Source organism: Bacillus sp. SDLI1 (assembly GCF_001553895.1).
GTDB classification, from domain to species: Bacteria; Bacillota; Bacilli; order Bacillales; family Bacillaceae; genus Bacillus; species Bacillus siamensis.
The window spans coordinates 1,952,323-1,971,939 of sequence record NZ_CP013950.1; the positions used below are offsets into that span (position 1 = coordinate 1,952,323).

Genomic DNA, 19,617 nt, shown 5'->3' on the forward strand with positions numbered 1-19,617 from the left:
TTCTTCGTTTATTTCTTCAAATCTTCAATTGAATTGACGTTTTTCATATACTGAGGAACGACCAGACCCATCTTGACGCCTGTCAGACTCGTTCCCACATCTTCATATTTGCCTTTATATTTAGACGCATATGCTTTATGAGTGTTCGGAAGCCAAGCAGACAGTGACGCATCCGCGCTGCCTGTCGCAATCGCAGTCCACATCGGGCCTGCCTCCACCTGCGTCAGCTTCACGTCATAGCCGAGGTCTTGAAATACTTTTCCGACCACGTTCGTACTTGCGATTTCACTGTCCCACGCCACATAAGCCAGGTTGATTTTATCACCTTTTACTTTATGAGCGCCTTTTGTCCATTGAGCTACTTGATCTTTATGTTTTTTCACATATTCAGCAGCGGCTTTGGCCGGCTTTTCGCCTTCTTCAACGGCAATCATGACTTCTCCCATATCGTCCTGCGTCCAGTTGAACTGGCTGAGAACCTTGGCCGCGTTAGGCTGTTCCTTACTGAAGCCTGTTCTTGTAATCGTATGAATCTGCTCGGCAGTTCCGTACGTTTTTTTCGGATCATCAAGGAACTTCAGCTTATATCTGGAGAACATCCAGTGCGGCGTCCAGCCCGTTACGATGATCGGCTTTTTCCGGTCATATGATTTTTTCAATGTCGCCGTCATAGCGGCACTTGATGCTGTGACGACATTCCAGTCTTTCAATCCGTAATCGTTCACGGCCTCGTCCGTCAGGGCCATGATTCCCGAGCCCGGATCAATACCGATAATGGTTTTGTTCACCTGATCCGCAGCCGTTGCCTGACCATCAGTCTGCGAACCGCAGGCAGCCAAAGAAAGAGCCAGCGCAGCGGTAACGCCGACACCGATGATTTTCTTAAGCATCAGGCATTCCCCCTGCTCTTTTTCTTCACTTTAATGTTTTGCGTGATACGGTCGAGTGTAATCGCTACGATGACGATCGCGATACCCGCTTCCACTCCGACACCGGTTTTCAATTGTGTCACGGCGCTGTATACTTCAGAACCGAGACCCGGCGCTCCGACCATGGCCGCGATAACGACCATTGACAAAGCAAGCATGATGCTTTGGTTAATACCGGCAAGAATGGTTTTTGTGGCAAGCGGAAGCTGAACCTTGAACAGACGCTGAGACGTCGTTGAACCGAACGCTTCAGTGGCTTCAATCAGATCAGCCGGAACTTGTTTAATACCGAGAACCGTCATGCGGATCGTCGGAGGCATCGCGAAAATAACAGATGCCACAACGCCTGGCACAACCCCGATATTAAAGAAGAAAATGGCAGGCAGCAGGTATACGAAAGCCGGCATGGTCTGCATTAAATCCAGAATCGGTGTGACAATGCGGCGGACCGTTTCTTTCTGAGACGCCCATATGCCGATCGGAACCCCGATAATAATGGAAATCAAAACAGATGTGACGACAAGCGCCAGCGTTTGCAGCATCGGCGACCAATAACCCAAATAATCAATAACAAGGAATCCGATTAACGTAAAGAGTGCAATTCCTCTCGTACTGATCCACCAAGCGAGAGCTGCAAAAATAACAGTCAATAAAATAGACGGGATGAAACCCAATCCGCTCACAATCGCGTTTACGAAAGCGGCCAAACCGTTTGAGATTCCGTCAAAGAAACCTCCGAACGTCATGGTAAGCCAGTCAACAAACCGGTCAACGATATCTGCTAACGGAATTCTAGGCAATCTGTCCATTTACTTCACCCCCTGAACAGAAGAATCCTGAGCTTGTTCAGCAGAATCTTCAACATTTATATAATCGTTATTGCCTGAAAGCGCGCCGATTAATGCGCCTTTTACGACAATGCCTTTCATGCGGTTCTTATCGTCCGTGACGGCAATCGGAATATTCGCATCAGACACGACATCGAAAATTTCCGTCAAGTAGGTGCTTTCGTGCACAGTCGTAAATTCAGTATTTAAAATATCCTGAAGCGATAAGTCGGATTCCACCGCTTTTTTCGCATCCGCCGCGTGAATGACACCGAGAAGCTGTTTCTGTTTATCAACGGCGTAAATAGAAGAAATACCCAAGTTCTTCATCAGCTGCAGCGCTACACGAGGCCCTTTGTCAATCCGCACAGTTTCAGCGCGCTTCATGATATGGCCCGCTGTCAGAACTTTTGATAAATCAACATCTTCAACGAATTTTTCAACGTATTCATTGGACGGGCTCATCAGAATTTCTTCAGGTGTCCCGATCTGAACGATGTTACCGTCTTTCATCAGCACGATTCTGTCGCCGATGCGCAATGCTTCATCAAGGTCATGCGTGATAAAGATGATCGTTTTGCCGACAGAGTCATGAAGGTCTAAAAGCTCATCCTGCATATCTTTACGGATCAGCGGATCAAGCGCACTGAAAGCTTCATCCATCAGAAGAATGTCAGGATCATTCGTTAATGCGCGGGCAAGGCCGACACGCTGCTGCATTCCTCCGCTAAGCTGATCGGGGAATTGGTGTTCAAAGCCTTCAAGACCGACAAGCTTAAGCGAATCAAGCGCTTTTTGCTCACGCTCTTTTTTGTCAACGCCTTGGAGCTCCAAACCGTATTCTGTATTTTCAAGAATCGTTCTGTGCGGAAACAGCGCAAATTTTTGAAAGACCATGCTGATTTTTTTCCGGCGCACTTCCCGGAGCTGGTCTTTTGACATATTTGTTATCATGTCACCATCAATATAGATATTCCCGGCAGTCGGTTCAATAAGCCGGTTTAACAGCCGCACTAAAGTTGATTTACCGCTCCCCGATAGACCCATGATGACAAATATCTCCCCATCATAAACATCAAAGTTTGCTTGATTGACACCAACGGTTGATCCGGTAGCTTTCAGGATCTCTTTTTTGTTTTTTCCGCTGGACAGCATCTGAATGGCTTTTTTTGTCTGTTTTCCGAAAACTTTGGATACATTTTCGACTTTTATCTTAATTGGTTTCTCATCCGAATTCATATTTTCCCTCCATAATAAGCAATCCTTAATACCGTAACACGTTTGTAATAAGTCAAACAAACATCATAATCCCTGTTATTTTGTATCATTACTTTAAAAACATCCATGTGTCTGATTTTCCTCTGGTATGCTTCTAAATACTCTCTAATCCTCCTTAATGAGGATAAATTACAAAGGAAACCGGGCTTTTATCAGGCTTGAGAACGTTTCCATCGAATGTGCTGCAAAACTGATTTCCTATCCTTTTTTTACAATTACAAGAATTTCTTTGCGACATTGTCCTAGTTAAAGGAGTTTCCTCCTCCCAAAAATAAGGAATATATAGTCCCCAAAAAAAACCACCCCTAAAGGGTGCTCATTCTGCAAGCTCTGTCTGTTTCGTTTCTTTACCGAGAATAAGAATGGTAATGACGGCAATCAGAATGGCCGCACAAAAGACGGCGAAAATAGCTGTAAATGAAACGTTCCGGGCTGCAAGCGATCCGACGAGAAGCGGGCCGAAAATACCGCCGATTCTGCCGACGGCCGCCGTTGTCCCGGAGCCGGTCGCACGGATCGCCGCAGGATACTGCTCCGGTGTATAGGCGTAAAGCACGCCCCACGCGCCGAGATTGAAGAAGGACAGCAGCATGCCGGCCGCCAATAACATACCCAATGAATCTGCGGCACCGAAGAAATAAGCGCTGCCCGCCGTTCCGAGCAAATAGATGACTAAGATGGTCTTCCGCCCCGCTTTTTCGATCAGCCACGCCGCTGAAAAATATCCGGGAAGCTGGGCAAGTGTCATCAGCAGCACGTATTCAAAGCTCTCAATCATGCTGAAGCCTTTCATCAGCATCACGCTCGGCAGCCACAAAAACATGCCGTAATAGGAAAAGACGACGCAGAACCAAACGACAGACAGCAGAACCGTCGGCCGGATATACGGTTTCACCCAGACACTTCCCGCCTGGCCGCGTATACTTTTTTTCTGCGATAAAGCCTGATGCACCGGTGATTCCGGAAGGCTTCTCCGCAAATACAGCGCATAAAACGCCGCCAGCGCCGTTAAGAGCAGCGCGGCCTGCCACCCGAATGCCGGGATGACAAAGTAAGATATAACCGCCGCAAGAAGCCAGCCCGCCGCCCAAAAGCTCTCAAGCAGCACGATGATCCTCCCCCGCTTTTCAGGGGCGGACGCTTCTGACACGAGCGTGGAGGCGACAGGAAGCTCCCCGCCAAGCCCCATTCCGATCAGAAAACGCAATATGAGAAAAACCGTCAATCCCGTTGCGAAAGCGGATATGCCGCTTCCGACAGAAAAGAGCAACAGCGTGATCATAAACACTTTTTTCCGGCCGATCCTGTCAGCCAGCATTCCGAATACAAAGGCGCCCGCTGCCATACCGATGGAATTGACGCTTCCGATCCATTTCATTTGATCAGGCGTTAAATTCCAATCAGCGTGAAGCGCGGCGATAATAAACGATAAAATTCCGACATCCATTGCATCAAACAGCCAGCCCATTCCGGCGATGGCCAGAAGTTTGCGCGGAGTAACGGCAGGTTGTTTGTTCATAAGCAGCACCTCAAATCGAAAATGATTACCGTATAAGTTTACATCTGTCTTTACACATTGTCATTATCTTTTTCACAAAAAAAATCCCGCTTGCCGTAAGCAAGCGGGGTGCAGATTAATTCTTTAAGACTGCGTTTTTAATATTATCCTGAAGCTGTTGAATCCGTTTCGCTCCGTCTTCTCTGATACGTCTGTTCTCTTCCTCGATCTGTTTTGTTTCCTGCATACCGCTGACAATCGTATTCCAAGACGTTTCGATCGTCTCAATGTCAATGCTCGGACGGCCTGCCATACGGGCGATCTCCACGCTTTGGTTTGAAATATTTTCAGCGTTGCGCTTCAGCATTTCATTCGTGCGGCGGTCCAATTCGCTCATTGAATCAGCCACAAGCTTTTGGCGTTTGACGGTGACAGCCTGAATGATGCCGTTTTTGAAAATCGGAATCGTAATGACGAATGCGGAATTGATTTTTCCGATGAGCTTCGTGTTCCCGCGCTGAAGGAGGCGGATCTGCGGTGCCGTTTGCAGCGCCACCATCCGAGCCATATCTAAATCATACACACGTTCCTCAAGCGCTTGAAGCCCGTCGCGCAGCGTATCGAGCTGCATTTGCGCAAGCTGGTTCCCGCCGGCCGCTTTCTCTTCATAAGAAGGGATGAGCGCCTGCATTTCCTCAAGCTTCATCTGCCCGGCCACGACATATTTTTCAAGCTCCATGTAGTAGTTAATGTTGTTTTCATACATCTCTTCAAGTGTATGGTTCGTCTTTGCCATTTCATCTTTGTATTTCGAAATTTCAACATGGATTTTTTCAATTTCTCCGCCCAGGGTGCGGTACTTCTGAAAAATCTTTTCAATCATACTGTTGCCGCGCTTGAACATTTTAGCGAGGAATCCTTTTGGTTCATCGAAATCATTCTTGTCAAAACGGTCCATGATTTTTCCGAGCTGCGTCAGCATTGTGCCTGAATCTGTGACACTTGTTGTTTTCATCATATTTAAGATGCGGTCGGAAAACTTCGAGATCTCAACTGCCGGTTCTTTTCCGTACTCCAGCAGCTCCATTTGGTTTTTCACGTCAATCTGCTGCGCAATGCGCTGCACCTCAGGGTCTTGGCGCAGCTGCACTCTGATGTCATCTGCTTTTTGTTCAGAAATCTCTTCATTTTTATTAAGAACAAGCGGATTTTGATTTTCTGTCATGTTTATTTACTCTCCCTGCTTTTGCGTAATGGTTCTAAACAGCTTTCTTACGAGTGACGGCTCTTTATATTCCTGCCGAAACACCATGTCCTCCAGCCAATGGACATCGAATTGGCTTTCTTCTATATAATGCTCGATGTCTTGATGCCCCGGCGGATTATACAAGATGATATCAACCCCGAATTTATTTAAAAACAAAAGAGCGGCTGCGTCCGAACGTGTGAGTTCGCCATTTTGTTCGGTATGATATAAAACGAGTTTCGGTACGGTTTGGGCGTAATCAAACGTCTGAATCAATTGCAGCAGCGAGGCGGGCAGGTTCGTCGCCTGGCGGAACAAATAAATTGCGGTATCCCTTGCCTGCTCCCCGGGCAAAGCCTTCAGTCCGGGGTTTCTGCACATGTCAGAAATCACATTGGCGATCGCGCTCTGCACGCCTGACGGGAGATGCTTGTACTGCCAGATGTTGCTTCTTTGCAGCCTGTCCGCGTCAATCGCTCCTTCTTCGTTCAAAACCTGACTGTAGTGATACTGGTAGTTGGCTTTCAGCTCTTCTGTAAACGGAAAACTGCGGATCATGTGTGTCTCCTGATAGTCCGCGGCGGTATGGAGTCTGTTCCAATATTCCTTCGTATCTTTGGAAACCCCCATCACCTTCGCAAAAAGGTTCGGAACGGCCACCCGCTCCCTGTCCGCTTTAAATTGCGGCCGGATAAACGCCCGCTCCTTCGCAATGAGAAATAACTCATCATACGTCGTTTTTAAGGTCACGGACTGCGGGGTGTGCTCCCTGAACTGCCAAGGCTTATACATCATGGATTCCTCATGGTTCAGCACATGCTCAATTTCTTTCGTTGACCGGTAGGCCGTCGTGGACGTTCTGTCCGGCTTTTCTTTCGGAAAAGGCTTAAGGCTGCCTGTTGCGGGAAGCTTTATCACAAGACTGAGCTCCTCATCCGGATCAATCATGCTGAACGGATCTTCCGCTGACGGATGAAACAATAAGACATCACAGCCGATCAGCATGAGATAATAGAGAAAATAGAGCTGGCTTTTGGTCGCGTCTCCATACCACACCACCTTCGGCATCTCACGCTCTATATCGGCTTGTTCGAGCCATGGATTCAGGTGGTTCAGCGAGAACTTTGACACATCTAAGAGCACCCGCCTGAAGTCGGGATGATTCAGCCCGTTTTCATGCCGGCCTGCAAAGGTTTCCAAAAGCGTCATAAACGCGGTTCTCAGCCGGCGGTGCATAAGCGGATCGGCATGTTTGGCAAGCAGCCTGCCCCCGTCGAGAAACGCGACAAATCTGGAAACAGAAAGGCCTTTTTCCTTTTGATTGACCGAATGAATGTGCTGCAGCGCCTGAAACGTTTCCGGCGCGATGGTCTTATCCAGTGTCTCGCTCAACACATGAATGTTTTCATGAGAAGACAGCTCGAAAAGCTTATTGTAGTACTCCGTCTCATCATAAGGAGTGCCCAGAATCCGGACGGCTAGACGGGTAAACGCCAGCCCGCTTTCCCGCTCGTAACCGGGGCGTTCCGGAAGCGGCTGCATCAGAAACGTTTCCCAGTCATCGTTTTCCGGCTCGGCTTTTCGGATCACCAATTCTTCCTGCCTCATGATCTTCCTCCTTTCTCTTCATGATAATCGGTACAAAAAAGGAAGGAAATGAACTCTCCCTCCTTTTTTGGTTTTATTCTTCTTTAGATGCAGCCGTCTGCTCCTGAACCTGCTTTTGTTTGTTGAAATAGTGGATGATAAACGTCACCACAAACGCAGCGATGATGATTCCGAAGAACACCACGTGCGGCATTTCATAATCAAAGGCGCTCGCCGCCATTTTCACGGCGATAATCCCGATCAGCACGAAAGCCGTGTTTTCAAGCTCAGGGATTTTATCAATTAAAACAAGGAATACTTTTGCGACTGTACGCATCATGAGAATGCCAAGCATACCGCCGATCAAGAGCACCCACACTTTTTCCGATACCGCAAACGCGGCCAGAATGCTGTCAACAGAGAAGGCCAAATCCATTAACTCAACTGAAACGACAGTTGCCCAGAAAATTCCGAACGTACGGACCATCCATGAATTTTTCTTCATGCCTTCCGTATCGTCATCACCTTCTCCGATCCAGAAATGCTTAATGACGAGCCAAGCCAGGTACAGCGCGCCAAGCACTTTGATCCACCAGAACTTAATGAGCAGCATTCCGATTCCGATAAAGATAAAACGGAAAATATATGCCCCGAACAATCCGTACGTTAATGCTTTCTTCCGCTGTTTTTCAGGCAGATGCCTTACCATCACCGCAAGCACTAACGCATTGTCGGCCGACAGCAGCCCCTCCAGCAGAACCAGAGAACCGATCAGCCCCCATGATACAGGGTCAGTCAGCACCTCACCCCACATTTTCCAATCAAAAAAGGAAGCGTAGGTCGACATAATATGATGTAGAAAATCCAAGTTTTTTCCTCCTATTTAGTAAAACGGTAATTTCCTGCTTACACCTGCAAGCCGTAATTCCGGCAAAGTGATGCCAGACCGCCGGAAAATCCGCTGCCGATGGCGTTAAATTTCCACTCAGCCCCATGGCGGTAAAGCTCACAAACGACAACCGCCGTTTCAATCGAGAAGTCTTCCCCTAAATCGAAACGAAGCAGTTCATTCTGGGTGTTTTCATCGACGACGCGCACGAACGCGTTGGAAACTTGTCCGAAATTTTGGCCGCGCGCTTCCGCATCATGAATCGTGACGGTAATACCGATCTTTTCAATATTTGCGGGTATTTTTGAGAAGTCGACGATAATTTGTTCATCGTCTCCCTCACCCTCGCCCGTCCGGTTGTCTCCCGTATGGATGACGCCGCCGCTCGGGTGTTCCAGGTTATTGTAGAAAACAAAATCAAGATCATTTACACAGTTGTCATGGGCATCGACCAGAAAAGCCGACGCGTCAAGGTCAAAGTCATGCCCTCCGGAGTACTTGTTCGTATCCCAGCCTAAGCCGATCACCGCTTTTGTAAGGCCGGGGTTCGTTTTTGTCAGATCAACACGCTGTCCTTTCGCTAATTGAATAGCCATGTGCCGTCTCTCCCTTCTGTGTTTGATATGGTTCAGCCGATTTGCAGACCGTAATCTGTCGCAATACGGGCCAGTCCGCCTTGGTAGCCTGAGCCGATCGCGGAAAATTTCCATTCGCCGTTATGTCTGTAAAGCTCCCCTGCGATAATGGCTGTTTCAATTGAGAAATCTTCAGCCAGATCGTAGCGGATCAGCTCTTCATTTGTTTCTTCATTGACAATGCGCACGAACGCGTTGGAAACTTGTCCGAAGTTTTGGCCGCGCGCTTCCGCTTCATGAATCGTGATGACGAATGAAATTTTGTCAATAGCGGCAGGCACTGCGCTCAGGTTGACTCTTACGCTTTCATCATCGCCCTCTCCCTGGCCTGTCAGGTTGTCGCCTGAATGTGCGACAGAGCCATTTCCGCCTTCAAGCTGATTATAGAAAATGAAATCATCGGGCGATGCGCATTTTCCTGCTTCATTTAATAGAAAGACGCTGGAATCTAAATCAAAATCATGTCCGCCGTCGTATTTGTTTGTATCCCAGCCAAGGCCGACAACGACTTTAGACAGCCCCGGATTTGTTTTAGTCAAATCTACTTTTTGTCCTTTTGCCAATGAAATTGCCATGTGTGCACTCTCCTTTTTTTCGTTTAGGCGTATCGGTTAACGATATCGCCGATTTTCGTATCGTTTGTGCCTTCACCTATCGCAGCGAATTTCCACTCGCCGTCCTCGCGGTAGATTTCAGCCGCGATCAGGCTCGTTCTGCCTGAATAGTTATCTCTTAAATTGTAAGTCACCAGTTCTTCGCGGTTAGCCTGATCAACGACGCGGATGAACGCGTTTTGAATCATGCCGAAGTCCTGTTTTCGTCTGACGCAGTCGTAAATATTGACGACAAACACAAGTTTATTAATCTGAGCGGGGACTTTCGCCAAATCGATGAGAATTTGTTCATCATCGCCGTCGCCTTCTCCCGTCAGGTTGTCACCCGTGTGTACGACACCGCCGCATCGGCTTTTCAGATTGCCGAAATAGATGACGTTTTTACTGTCTGTCATTTTATCATTTTCAAGCATCAGTACGGAAGCGTCACAGTCGATATTGGCACCGCCTCCGCCGAACAGTTTTCCGAAAAAGCCTCCGGATGATACAGGGTCCCAGCCGAGTCCGACCAGCAGTTTTGACAGGCCGGCTTTTCCTTTTGTTAAATCAATCCGCTGGCCTTTTTGTAAAGAGATCGCCATATGATTCACTCCTATTCTGTAAGGGTGCCGCTAAGCACGCCGCAAGTGCGCATTTTCACAAAATGTCGGGACATGAATCCCGGTATTTATTAAGATATACGTCTTTTATTATATCAAAGTTTCATAAAACATAAGAATTTTTGACGAAAAACGGCGAAAAATCACTTCCTATATTCTCCTTCGTTCCGGAGAGAATAGAAAAAACAAAGAAATTGACGGGGACTGAACATTTTTCCTATCCTTGTATCAAAACATGTCAGGAAAGGGGCAGACGAGTGATTGATTTAAGCATACTTGATCAGGCGCCAGTATCCAAAGGAAACGGTCCGCACGAGACGCTCCGCCATTCCGCGGAGCTCGCCCGCCTCAGCGAAGGTTGGGGCTATAAGCGGTACTGGTTTGCCGAGCATCACGGCACAAGAGGGCTCGCAAGCGTTTCGCCGGAAATTATGATCGCTCATACCGCCGCAGCCACAACGACTATCCGGGTCGGCTCAGGCGGCGTTCTGCTGCCGCAGTACAGCCCCTATAAAGTCGCGGAAACATTCCGCCAGCTTGAGGCGCTCCATCCGAACCGGATTGATCTGGGGGTCGGACGCTCACCGGGCGGCACGACGAAAATCCGGCTTGCCCTCACAGACGGGGTAAAGAAAAGCATGACCGAGTTCAACAGGCAGCTTCAGGATTTGTCATCCTTTTTGACAGATTCGGTTCCCTCGGACCATGATTATGCCGGAATAAAAACAGCGCCTTTGATTGAAACAGCCCCGCAGCTTTGGGTGCTCGGCCTCGGGGAAAACAGCGCCAGGCGAGCCGCTCTTCAGGGTGCGGGCTATGTCTTCGGCCATTTCATTAATCCGGAACGCGGGGAAAAAGCTTTTCAGATCTATCGGGACCATTTCCGGGCCTCCGCCCATTTCTCCGCTCCCGCCTCGCTCTGTGCCATTTTCGTCATATGCGCGGCTACGGATGAGAAAGCGGAAGAACTCGCGTTAAGCCAGGATTTATGGCTGCTTCGTGTCGGCAAGGTGCCGACAGCCGCGTGCCGAGTGTGGAAGAAGCGAAGGCTTACCCGTATTCGCCGGAGGACCGTAAGCAGATTGAAGAAAACAGGAAGCGGATGGTGATCGGCTCTCCCGCCGCAGTCAAACGCCGTCTGCTTGAACTTTCCGAACGTTATCAGACAAAAGAGATGATGGTGCTGTGCAACGTCTTTGATTTCGAAGCAAAAAAAGAGTCATATGAACGTCTCGCTGATTTATTTCTGTAAAAAAAGCCGTCAAACGGAGCAGCAGATGAGCCTGCTGCACCGCTTAACGGCGGTTTTTTCGTTCTTTTCCTTTTTTAAACGCATTCCAAATCCCCTGCAGCGTAAAGCCGAGCAGAAGCAGAATGATTAACAGTAAAGTGATTGACGGCCCCGGAGGCGTTCCGAGCTGGTATGAAGACGTCAGCCCCGTGAACACACTGAACAGAGAAATGGCAATGGCCGCCGTAAACACCCATTTAAATCCTTTGGCGATACGGATCGCAAAAGCCGCGGGCAATACGAGGAGCGCGGAAACAAGCAGCACGCCGATAATCGGAATAATGACCGAAATCGCAAGCCCCGTCACGATGCTGAAAGACATTGACAGAAGATTGGTGTTAATGCCGGATGTCTTCGCCGTTGCTTCATCAAAGGTAAGCAGATAGAGCGGTCTGTTTAAAATAATGAAATAAAGCAGGATCAGCAGGGTAATTCCGCCGATAATATAGACTTGCTGCTGGCTGACCGTCACAAGCGATCCAAATAAATATTGATCGATGCTCATCGACGCGCCGCCTTTTGACAGGCTGATCAGAAACATCGCAAACGACAGCCCGGCCGCCATTAAGATTGCGATGGACACCTCAGAATATGTACGGTATGCCCGCCGCATATATTCGATGCCGATGGCCCCGATCGTGACGACCACGATGCTCGCCGCCGTAATATTGGTACTGAGAAAAAAACCGATGGCGACGCCCGACAATGAAATATGAGACAGCGTATCCGCCATCAGCGCCTGTCTTCTCAGCACGAGGTATACGCCCAATATCGGCGCCATAATTCCGATCATGCTTCCCGCTAGAAAAGCTCGTCGCATGAATTCCAAGTCAAACATTTCCATCCGCCTTTTTCCCCCCTCTCAAGCCGTATGACTTTATCCAAATACTGCTGTACTTCGTTTTGTTCGTGTGTCACCATGACGACGGTGCGGTTGTGATTTTTCACCTGATGGTGCATAAATTCATAGAAGCCCTGTCTGCTTTCATAATCAACCGCTGTTGTCGGCTCATCAAGCATCAGCAGATCCGGATTGCTCGCAAGCATTCTCGCAATGCAGATTTTCTGTTTCTGTCCGCCGGATAAGTCGCCGATTTTCCGGTTGCGGAAATCCCACATTTCTACCATCTTCAGCGCGTTTTCTACTTCGTGGTGATCCGTTTCGTTCAATCGTTTAAACCATTTCCCCTTCGTATAACGGCCGGATTGCACAAGCTCAAGGACCGTGCTCGGGAACCCTGCGTTAAATGAAGAAATCTGCTGCGGAACATAGCCGATTGTCAGGCGTTTTCCGGCTGCGTTTTTTTTACTGATCTCGGCCGTTCCTTCCCAAGGTCTGAGCATGCCGAGCATGACTTTCATGAGCGTCGATTTTGACGCGCCGTTCGGCCCTGTAATGCCGACGAATTCGCCGCTTTTGATTTCTAGCGACACGCCGTCAAGCACCGGTGTATGCGAATAACCAAAAACGATATCTTTTAATGTAACGAGATTCATGCTGACCTTCCTTTCCCGCATAGAAATAGTGTGCACCCTGCGGCGCACACTATGTTATTTAACCAATAGCGAATCTTTCAGTGCATCGAGGTTTTTCTCCATAATGTCGATATATCCGATGCCTTTATCCCGTTCTTTTTGGCTTAAACCTTCCAGTGTATTGAGCACTTCCGTTTTCGCGCCGATTTCACCGGCAAGTGTATCTGCAACTTTAGGCGACGCGACTTCTTCAAAGTAGATGATCTTCACATCATGCTGTTTGGCAAACGTTTTGAGATCTGCCAGTTTGGCCGGGCTCGGCTCTTCTTCAGGAGAAAGGCCTGCAATCGCAACCTGTTTCAAGCCGTACTCTTTAGCGAGATAGCTGAACGCCGCATGCTGTGTGATCAATTCTTTTTTCGCCGCTTTATTTAATGTTGTACGGTATAGTTTATCAAGATCCTTCAGTTTTGCAATATATTCTTTACTATTTTTCTCATAGTATGCCTTATTCTTCGGGTCCTGTTTTACGATCTGCTCTGTAATGGTTTTGACCTCTTTTTGCGCAAGAACCGGGCTCAGCCAGACGTGAGGGTCCATGCTGTGGTCATGACCGCCGTGTTCATGCTCCTCTTCATCCGAGCCTTTGAGCAGGTCAATCCCTTTTGACGCCTTTACAAACTTCGCATGATCAGAGCTCATGCTTTTTTCCGCTGACGGAACCCATGTCTCCATATATTCGCTGTTGTATACGAAAAGATCGGCGTTTTGAATGCCAGCGATATCCTTCGGCGTCGGCTCCCAATCATGGGGCTCGATCGAAGACGGGATGAGAATGTCTACATCGCCTTTGTCTTTTACAATTTGTTTTGTGAATTCGTACATAGGATAAAAGGTCGTCACGACGTGCAGTTTGCCGTTTTTCGAAGAACCTGACGAACCTTTTGAAGATGAATTGCCGCAGCCCGCCGCAATTAAAAAGCATGCCGCAATGACGATGATTCCGCTCCATTTTTTAAACAAGCCGTTTCCCCCTGTTCTGCAAATCAGAATGATGACGATTTCCGAATCGTACTTTCTCGCTCATTTGTTACCTTTACCATAATAAAACGAAGTAATTACGTTTTGCAAGATATTTTTTCTAAATTGATATCCGATTTACCTATAAAGCCCCCGTCAGGTAAGGACAGGGGCGGTCTAACTCTTAGCAGGCCAGCAGATAGACTCTTGTTTCATAAGGGCGGAATGTGATGCGGGATTCCGCGCCGCCATTTTCATAGTTGCTGAGAAGAAGCTCGGCGCTTTCAGGTTTGGAGCCATCAGGCCAATAAAAGACGGCTTCTTCTTTCGATACGTTGCTGATGGAGATGAGCTTTTGTCCGTTTGCTTGTCTTTCATATACAAACAGCTGCGGGTCATCAGGAAGCAGCAGCGTGTAGCTGCCTTTTATGACATCAGCATACTGTTTTCGCAGGCGGATCAGTTTTTTGTAAAAGTTCAATACAGAATCGGGATCATCCTGAGCCTCGGCCGCATTGACGGTTTTGTAATTGGGATTGACCTTCAGCCACGGTTCTCCCTTTGTAAACCCGGCATTCTTGCTGCCGTCCCACTGCATCGGTGTACGGGCATGGTCACGGCTTTTCGCCATAATAGACGCCATGACTTCTTCTCTGTCACAGCCCTTTTCAAATACCCTTTTGTGATACATATTGACGGTCTGAATATCCTGATAGTCCTCAATCCTGTCAAACGGGGCGTTTGTCATGCCGAGTTCTTCTCCCTGATAAATGTATGGCGTGCCTTTCATGAAATAAAGCAGGGCGGCAAGCATTTTGGCTGATGCCTTTCGGTATTTGCCTGCGTCTCCGAAGCGGGATACGATCCGGGGCTGGTCATGATTGCACCAATACAGCGTATTCCAGCCCTGATGTTCAAGTGTTTTCTGCCAGTCTGTGAGCACTTTCTTCAAATCGGTCAGCTCAAGCGGTTTTACATCCCAATGCTCTTGGCCCGGCTTCTGGTCAAGCTCCATATGCTGAAAATGAAAAATCATATTCAGCTCATGCTCATCGGTTCCCGTATAAACGAGCCCCTCCTCAGGCGTCATTGATCCGGCCTCGCCGACCGACATCACGTCATATTTGGAAAATACTTCTTTCGTCATTTCTTTTAAGTAATCATGTATCCGTGCTCCGTTTGGCCGGAAAGGCTTCGGATCGGCCCGGCGAGCGATATAATCTTCATACGGCGGCAGGTATTCTTTTTTGGACAGAAGATGGAGCTGGTCTATACGCAAGCCGTCTACGCCTTTATCGAGCCAGAATCTCATCATCTCGTACACGGATTGCCGCATTTCGGGATTTTCCCAATTCAGATCGGCTTGTTTGACGGCGTTCATATGCAGATAATATTCGCCCGTATGTTCTTCGTACTGCCAGACGGATTGGCCGTAAGCCGACACCCAATCGGTCGGCGGGCCGTCCGCGGTGCCCGGCCGCCAAATATAATAATCGCGGTATTTGCTGTCGGGATTCATTTCCGCCTCTTTGAACCAAGGATGCTCTGTGGATGTATGATTTAAGACGAAGTCCATCACAAGCTTTAATCCGCGGCTGCGGCATTCCGTAAGCAGATCGCCAAAATCCTCCATCGTTCCGTAAGATTCCATAATCGCTTGGTGATCTGTCACGTCGTAGCCGTTGTCAACGTTTGGCGACGGGTAAATCGGGCAGATCCATATCACATCGGCGCCAAGCTCTTTTATATAATCGAGACGCGCGATAATCCCCCGCAAATCGCCTATGCCGTCACCGTTCGTGTCTTGAAAGCTCCGCGGGTAGATTTGGTAGACAACGGCGTCTTTCCACCAGTCATTCGGCATAAAGTCTAATCTCCTTTATTTCCTTATTTTTATTAAATGTAAACAAGGTCTTCCCGATATTTCCAAACATGATATGGCCACTTGAGTCACAGACCAAAAATAAAAAAATCCAATTATTACAAAAAATGTTTACAACATTCTAAAAATTGGTTATTGTTAGTTTATTCAAAATAATCAGTATTTAAATCAAATGAGAGGAAGGATACTCATGAAAGAGGAAGAGATCGAGAAAACCGAAATTGAAGGATTGTTTTTCCAAAAGAACATCTAGTAAACAAAATTGATAATCCTTTAGAAAAAGAAGGGCTAAAGGCATTCATCAATTGTATTACTCCTCAGCTTATGGATGAAGCCTCGATTGCATTGCTTGGAAAAATCGCTCAAACACCTTATGGCGCTGCCTCAATTGAAGCAAAAAGCGCTAAAGATTTACTTAAAGAAATAGGGGACAATTACGAAGTTACGATTGAGTAGAGTAATCGAGAAGAACTTAGCTGTCCTAAGTTCTTCTCTTTATTGTATTTAACATTATGGGAAAGGATTAAATCATGATTAAAAACAGAGCGTTTCTTTTCGTAGTCAGCAGTAATTTTATACACAAATTAACTGAAAATATATATGACCTTGTTCTCCCCTTGTTAATACTTTATTTCACGAACTCTCCAATATTAATGGGGGTTTGCTACGCTCTAGGTTTTCTGGCAGATTTTCTTGCAGCCTATTTTGGCGGCGCCGTTATTGATTCATATAATAGGAAAAAGGTACTTATCTTCATTTCAATATCGCAGGCATTCCTCATTTCTTTAATTCCAATCTTCCATGAATTGCAGATCCTAACGGCACCTCTTGTCTTATTCATTGCCTTTTTTATTGATCTGCTAATCGCAATGTATGGTTTAACTGACATATCTATCATTCCTGAAATCGTGAAAAAGAGTGATCTGCCCTCAGCTAATTCTTTTTCTCAGATCGCTTTATCAATAGCTACATCAATTGGCCCTTCAATAGCCGGTTTATCATTAACTATATTTGGATTGTTTAATAGCCTATGGTTTACATTTTTAGGTTTTTTAATCCTTATCTTCTCGCTTAAATTAATAAACTACTCAGATAAAGAGATAACAGCCGCTGCAACTCCTAAGGAAATTCTCAGGAAAAGTTTTGAAGGTCTTAAATATACCCTCTCGATTAAAGTTTACAAGTTGCTGACGTTATGGAACCTATTTATAAATTTAGGGTTAACAGGGGCGGTTCTAATGATTATGTTCAAACTAAAAGAAGAGCTTCATATCACGGAAACACAAATCGGTTTCATTTATACGCTAAGTGCTGCAGGCGGAATCATTAGCGGTGTTATTCTTCCCTACGTGCACCGTTTTTTCAAGTCAGCACATGCATTATTTATTTCATCTTTCATGACTGCATTGTCTTTACTGATTCTTGCACACAGCGATCATTGGCTTATAATCGGGATTCTTAATTCCATTTTAATGGGGAGCATAGGTTTAAATTCCAGACTTGTAAGTTTGCTTTTTCAGACTCATGTCCCTGCTGACTATTTAGGACGCGTTTTTAGCGGTTCAAGGCTCATTTCAACATTATTGGCTCCCCTCAGCGTTTTAGCTGCAGGCTATTTTTCTCATAAGCTTGGCACTTTGCATGTGTTCCAAGCAGGCTCATTTATTATTATCTTGACAAATATTGTTTTTCTGTTTACTTCTCTTCGAAACGAGGACTGGCGTCTCCTAAAAGAAGAAAGTGACATTAAAAATAAGAAATTAGTGTAATGTTCACTCCAGCTGAGACGGATAAAGCGTCATGCCTCCGTCGACGAAAAGTGTCGTTCCGGTCACGTAACTTGCTTCCTCCGACACCATCCATGCGGCGGCGGCTGCGACTTCTTCCGGTTTTCCGAAGGCGTTCATCGGAATTTTTTTCAGCTGGGCCTGTTTATGTGTTTCATCTTCCAGGTCCTTATTAGACTCCGTGGCGATCGTGCCGGGAGCGATGGCATTGACCCGGATGCCTTTATCTGCGTAATTGAGCGCCATCGTTTCCGTCATCATTTTGATCCCGCCTTTGGATGCTGAGTACTGCACGTTTTCAGGGCGGGGTATTTGCTGATGGACGCTCGATATGTTTAAGACCGTTCCTTTTTTCCCGCGATCGAGCATATGTTTAAGGGCCGCTTTCGCCCCCAAAAAGGTGCCGGTCACGTTGACGTCGATGACCTTTTGCCAATCCTCCAGACTCATTTCGTGGGGCATCGCTTCGGCACCGTTAAAGCCGGAATTGTTGACCATCACGTCCACTCCGCCGAAATGCTCCTGTGCGGCATCAAACAGCGCCTGAATCTCTTTCTCTGAGGATACATCGGCTTTTACGGTGACGGCTCTGCCTCCCGCTTTCTCAATGATGTCCGCCGTTTCATCTGCTCCGGCAGCATCACCGAGGTAGTTTACAACCACATTCATCCGCTCCTTGCCGAAGCGTTCGGCAATGGCTTTTCCGATTCCTTTCGAAGAACCTGTTACAATCGCTGTTTTTCCCTGTAAATCCTGATACATTGTCTCATTTCCTCCCTGATGTTGATACAGGGCATGTACCCGGTTTTGATCGGCTGAAAACAGAAGGAATCATAAAAAGAACGATGAAACCGAAGTCCCCCCGTTCTTTTTTCATTATGCGTAGTTGTTCATCTGCAGCCTTTTTTGCACGCCGACAAGCCGGCTGAAAAAATAAGATGCCGCTTTGTAGTTCCCCCGTTTATGAAAGAAATGGGCCGCATCCTGAAGCAGCTCCTCCGTGTCAGCTAACAGTTCCTTAGATTCCAGAATATCAAAATACTCTTTGAGTGAATCCTGCCCGCCTTCCCCCTGATAAAGCTCTTTAATCAGACGGAATTTTGTCATATAGATCTCATCTTCCCACTCCGCCGCGCTTTTCATGCCCCGCGCGTAGCTGGCGGCGGCTTCACTGTATTTTTCCATTTTAAAGTATATATGCGTGAGTGAAAAAACAGCCTGGATGACCTGTTGGAAGCTGTTTGCTTCAAAGCCGGCAGCCGCACGTTCAAAGTCATCCGCCGCCTTGCAAAAGTCACCCAGACTGTACATACAGTGCCCGATATTATAATAGGCCGCAGCAATCATATATTGATCATCAAGCCGCTCCGCGTGCTCCAAGGCGCATTCGAGGTATTCCAGCGCTTTTTTATGCTGCTGGGCGTCCATCAAATTTCCGGCAATGATAAACTTGCACTGCACCCTTCTCATTCCGTATAATTCATATTTCTTGTAAATATCAAGCGCCTGTCCCGCGTAATTCATCGAAAAGAAAGTCTGCTTGATATGATAGTACACTTCAGAAATTTTATACAAAAACTCGGCTTTCTCTATGTCATCTTCCACATATTCAAGCTTTTCCTCAGCCCGTTTGTAATGAGAAATCGCTGAGATGAAGTTTTTCTGCTTAAATTCATACATTCCTCTGAAATAGTAAAAATAGTATTCCAGTAAACCGGTCAGCTTTTGCTGGTTCATCTCAATCTCAGTGAGCATTTCAGAGAACGGAGGCCGGCCGTCGCAGTCTTTCATGGGTTTTAATTTATCCAGCATGATGCGGTGCCGAAATTCCATCAATGAAAAATACAATAATAAATCCTGGTTCTCTTCCATATCTTCGAGTTCATATTGAATCTCCCGCTTCAGCGCTTCAGCTTTATCGGCTTCAAACGCGCGGATCAGCTTATACCATTCATTCATCTTTACGGCTACTTCTTCAGATGGAATCTTGGATTTCATAGATTTGCCTCCTTCCTCCGGCTACTAATTATGTTATATTTTATCATAGCAAATTTATAAC

General features: G+C 46.9%; 17 protein-coding genes and 1 pseudogene. 2 read left to right on the top strand and 16 right to left on the bottom strand.

Translation table 11 applies throughout. The features are described from left to right. Nucleotides 1-8 precede the first annotated feature (8 nt). The 10 genes from AUL54_RS09185 to AUL54_RS09230 all read right to left on the bottom strand — a co-directional run bounded on the left by AUL54_RS09185 (nucleotide 9) and on the right by AUL54_RS09230 (nucleotide 10,084). A complete protein-coding gene (locus AUL54_RS09185) occupies nucleotides 9-890 on the bottom strand; it encodes a glycine betaine ABC transporter substrate-binding protein (protein WP_045926289.1) in 882 nt (293 codons plus the stop codon). Beyond that, on the bottom strand, nucleotides 890-1,738 hold the full coding sequence (opuAB, locus tag AUL54_RS09190) for a glycine/proline betaine ABC transporter permease subunit OpuAB (RefSeq protein ID WP_003156639.1): 849 nt from the start codon (nucleotides 1,736-1,738) through the stop codon (nucleotides 890-892). Before opuAB ends, AUL54_RS09185 begins: the two co-directional genes overlap by 1 nt. Further along, nucleotides 1,739-2,995: a glycine/proline betaine ABC transporter ATP-binding protein OpuAA gene (gene opuAA / locus AUL54_RS09195; RefSeq protein ID WP_060963659.1), complete on the bottom strand. Its 1,257-nt coding sequence runs from the start codon at nucleotides 2,993-2,995 to the stop codon at nucleotides 1,739-1,741. 355 nt (nucleotides 2,996-3,350) lie between these two features. Continuing rightward, nucleotides 3,351-4,553 carry an MFS transporter gene (locus AUL54_RS09200; RefSeq protein WP_060963660.1) on the bottom strand — a complete coding sequence of 401 codons (1,203 nt, stop codon included), beginning with the start codon at nucleotides 4,551-4,553 and terminating at the stop codon, nucleotides 3,351-3,353. Between the two features lie 115 nt (nucleotides 4,554-4,668). Further along, nucleotides 4,669-5,757 (bottom strand): toxic anion resistance protein, encoded by a 1,089-nt coding sequence (locus AUL54_RS09205; protein ID WP_060963661.1) that lies wholly within the window; start codon nucleotides 5,755-5,757, stop codon nucleotides 4,669-4,671. A gap of 6 nt (nucleotides 5,758-5,763) precedes the next feature. Continuing rightward, nucleotides 5,764-7,386: a YceG family protein gene (locus tag AUL54_RS09210; RefSeq protein WP_060963662.1), complete on the bottom strand. Its 1,623-nt coding sequence runs from the start codon at nucleotides 7,384-7,386 to the stop codon at nucleotides 5,764-5,766. Nucleotides 7,387-7,459: 73 nt separating this feature from the next. Further along, nucleotides 7,460-8,233, bottom strand: a complete 774-nt coding sequence (locus AUL54_RS09215) for a TerC family protein (protein ID WP_003156644.1) — start codon at nucleotides 8,231-8,233, stop codon at nucleotides 7,460-7,462. Nucleotides 8,234-8,271: 38 nt separating this feature from the next. Beyond that, on the bottom strand, nucleotides 8,272-8,850 hold the full coding sequence (locus AUL54_RS09220) for a TerD family protein (protein WP_038456899.1): 579 nt from the start codon (nucleotides 8,848-8,850) through the stop codon (nucleotides 8,272-8,274). A gap of 32 nt (nucleotides 8,851-8,882) precedes the next feature. Beyond that, complete coding sequence (locus tag AUL54_RS09225) at nucleotides 8,883-9,464, bottom strand: TerD family protein (RefSeq protein ID WP_007409047.1); 582 nt, start codon at nucleotides 9,462-9,464, stop codon at nucleotides 8,883-8,885. Between the two features lie 23 nt (nucleotides 9,465-9,487). Beyond that, a complete protein-coding gene (locus tag AUL54_RS09230; RefSeq protein ID WP_011996286.1) occupies nucleotides 9,488-10,084 on the bottom strand; it encodes a TerD family protein in 597 nt (198 codons plus the stop codon). A gap of 275 nt (nucleotides 10,085-10,359) precedes the next feature. Between AUL54_RS09230 and AUL54_RS09235 the strand changes: the two are divergent. Then, nucleotides 10,360-11,354: pseudogene (locus tag AUL54_RS09235) on the top strand (LLM class flavin-dependent oxidoreductase). Nucleotides 11,355-11,397: 43 nt separating this feature from the next. On the opposite strand, the gene AUL54_RS09240 reads toward AUL54_RS09235, so the two are convergent. The 4 genes from AUL54_RS09240 to AUL54_RS09255 form a co-directional block, all read right to left on the bottom strand. Continuing rightward, on the bottom strand, nucleotides 11,398-12,237 hold the full coding sequence (locus AUL54_RS09240; protein WP_016936837.1) for a metal ABC transporter permease: 840 nt from the start codon (nucleotides 12,235-12,237) through the stop codon (nucleotides 11,398-11,400). Next, complete coding sequence (locus tag AUL54_RS09245) at nucleotides 12,195-12,890, bottom strand: metal ABC transporter ATP-binding protein (RefSeq protein ID WP_016936838.1); 696 nt, start codon at nucleotides 12,888-12,890, stop codon at nucleotides 12,195-12,197. The genes AUL54_RS09240 and AUL54_RS09245 overlap by 43 nt, the downstream gene beginning before the upstream one ends. Before the next feature lie 54 nt (nucleotides 12,891-12,944). Continuing rightward, nucleotides 12,945-13,892: a metal ABC transporter substrate-binding protein gene (locus tag AUL54_RS09250; RefSeq protein WP_060963663.1), complete on the bottom strand. Its 948-nt coding sequence runs from the start codon at nucleotides 13,890-13,892 to the stop codon at nucleotides 12,945-12,947. A 181-nt stretch (nucleotides 13,893-14,073) separates the two neighbouring features. Continuing rightward, complete coding sequence (locus AUL54_RS09255; protein WP_060963664.1) at nucleotides 14,074-15,753, bottom strand: glycoside hydrolase family 13 protein; 1,680 nt, start codon at nucleotides 15,751-15,753, stop codon at nucleotides 14,074-14,076. A 548-nt stretch (nucleotides 15,754-16,301) separates the two neighbouring features. Here AUL54_RS09255 and AUL54_RS09260 point away from each other — a divergent pair. After that, the gene (locus AUL54_RS09260) at nucleotides 16,302-17,540 is read left to right on the top strand and encodes an MFS transporter (RefSeq protein ID WP_060963665.1); all 1,239 of its coding nucleotides are present in this window, start codon (nucleotides 16,302-16,304) and stop codon (nucleotides 17,538-17,540) included. A 3-nt stretch (nucleotides 17,541-17,543) separates the two neighbouring features. Here AUL54_RS09260 and AUL54_RS09265 read toward each other — a convergent pair whose 3' ends face one another. After that, nucleotides 17,544-18,320, bottom strand: a complete 777-nt coding sequence (locus AUL54_RS09265) for a glucose 1-dehydrogenase (protein WP_060963666.1) — start codon at nucleotides 18,318-18,320, stop codon at nucleotides 17,544-17,546. 114 nt (nucleotides 18,321-18,434) lie between these two features. After that, entirely contained in the window at nucleotides 18,435-19,556 is a 1,122-nt protein-coding gene (locus AUL54_RS09270) for a response regulator aspartate phosphatase (protein ID WP_060963667.1), read from the bottom strand. Between the last annotated feature and the right edge of the window lie 61 nt (nucleotides 19,557-19,617).

Bases quoted from the DNA above. Each gene is read 5' to 3' on its own strand.
- AUL54_RS09185 (WP_045926289.1), bottom strand. From the start codon at position 890: ATGCTTAAGAAAATCATCGGTGTCGGCGTTACCGCTGCGCTGGCTCTT.
- opuAB (WP_003156639.1), bottom strand. From the start codon at position 1,738: ATGGACAGATTGCCTAGAATTCCGTTAGCAGATATCGTTGACCGGTTT.
- opuAA (WP_060963659.1), bottom strand. From the start codon at position 2,995: ATGAATTCGGATGAGAAACCAATTAAGATAAAAGTCGAAAATGTATCC.
- AUL54_RS09200 (WP_060963660.1), bottom strand. From the start codon at position 4,553: ATGAACAAACAACCTGCCGTTACTCCGCGCAAACTTCTGGCCATCGCC.
- AUL54_RS09205 (WP_060963661.1), bottom strand. From the start codon at position 5,757: ATGACAGAAAATCAAAATCCGCTTGTTCTTAATAAAAATGAAGAGATT.
- AUL54_RS09210 (WP_060963662.1), bottom strand. From the start codon at position 7,386: ATGAGGCAGGAAGAATTGGTGATCCGAAAAGCCGAGCCGGAAAACGAT.
- AUL54_RS09220 (WP_038456899.1), bottom strand. From the start codon at position 8,850: ATGGCTATTCAATTAGCGAAAGGACAGCGTGTTGATCTGACAAAAACG.
- AUL54_RS09225 (WP_007409047.1), bottom strand. From the start codon at position 9,464: ATGGCAATTTCATTGGCAAAAGGACAAAAAGTAGATTTGACTAAAACA.
- AUL54_RS09230 (WP_011996286.1), bottom strand. From the start codon at position 10,084: ATGGCGATCTCTTTACAAAAAGGCCAGCGGATTGATTTAACAAAAGGA.
- AUL54_RS09240 (WP_016936837.1), bottom strand. From the start codon at position 12,237: ATGGAAATGTTTGACTTGGAATTCATGCGACGAGCTTTTCTAGCGGGA.
- AUL54_RS09245 (WP_016936838.1), bottom strand. From the start codon at position 12,890: ATGAATCTCGTTACATTAAAAGATATCGTTTTTGGTTATTCGCATACA.
- AUL54_RS09255 (WP_060963664.1), bottom strand. From the start codon at position 15,753: ATGCCGAATGACTGGTGGAAAGACGCCGTTGTCTACCAAATCTACCCG.
- AUL54_RS09260 (WP_060963665.1), top strand. From the start codon at position 16,302: ATGATTAAAAACAGAGCGTTTCTTTTCGTAGTCAGCAGTAATTTTATA.
- AUL54_RS09265 (WP_060963666.1), bottom strand. From the start codon at position 18,320: ATGTATCAGGATTTACAGGGAAAAACAGCGATTGTAACAGGTTCTTCG.
- AUL54_RS09270 (WP_060963667.1), bottom strand. From the start codon at position 19,556: ATGAAATCCAAGATTCCATCTGAAGAAGTAGCCGTAAAGATGAATGAA.